Below are 895 nucleotides of genomic sequence, written 5' to 3'. Positions count from 1 at the left end.
AACTCAAGATTTCAAACTCAGGTGCAACCTCATTGGCTGCCGAAATCTCACCATTCGGTGCGTAATCCGGTGAGAAGAAATTGAATACACTTGGTGATCCCAATGGTGCCTGTCCGTAAGCCCCAAACGTATTAATTGAATTATGGAAACGTCCGGAAGGATCCGCAGATTTAGCCTCAAATGCGCGGAAAAAGTTGGTCATAGCGATCAATGGCTCCTTCATTTTTACCGGAGCGCGATCTGCTCCATCAAGAGCCTCACTGTCGGTGAGTATTCCGCGAACAACCGCTTTAAGGTCACCTCTCACACCTTTGCCGTTATCAGCAAACAGTGCGCTAATTCGCGCAATATATGCAGGGGAAGGGTTTGACGTAACTAACCTTTGAATAAGATGTTTACTAATAAATGGCGCTGTATTCTCGTGATTGAGCAACATGTCCATCGCTTGCGCCATATCTTGTTCAGGCGTCTGGCCTTGTGCAAACACCTCACCCATCACCGTTTTTTCTTCATCGTCGTGGTAGTCAGGATAGGCAATCATTGGTACCAACCAATTCCCTTCCTTCGAGCCCCACCCGGGCTTCGCTTTCTCTGCAATGTGCCAACCGGTAAAGACACGAGCGAGGTTCTCGATATCATCTTGCGAATACGTTGGAATAAGCTGGCCTTGCTCATCATGTTTCTCAGACCCATCAGAATTTAGCTCATAAAGACCGATACTAAATAGCTGCATGACTTCACGAGCATAGTTTTCATCTGGGTAACGATTCTTGTCTGGATCCGCTTTTTGATTGGCCATCATGGAGAGGTAATCACCCATTGCGGCGTGCAGCGTGACGGACTCAATCAAATCACGATAGTTCCCAAAGGCATGGGTAATGAGCATGTCGTAGTA

The 895-nt window shown here is 47.2% G+C and carries 1 protein-coding gene; it reads right to left on the bottom strand.

The annotated features are described in order from the left end of the window. Positions 1–895 (bottom strand): DUF1800 family protein (locus KIV40_RS27125; protein WP_285352285.1); only part of this gene is annotated, 895 nt, incomplete at both ends.

The organism is Vibrio sp. D173a, assembly GCF_030248475.1.
Note: the sequence above shows the minus strand (reverse complement) of the source record. Positions and strands in the feature narration are given on the sequence as shown.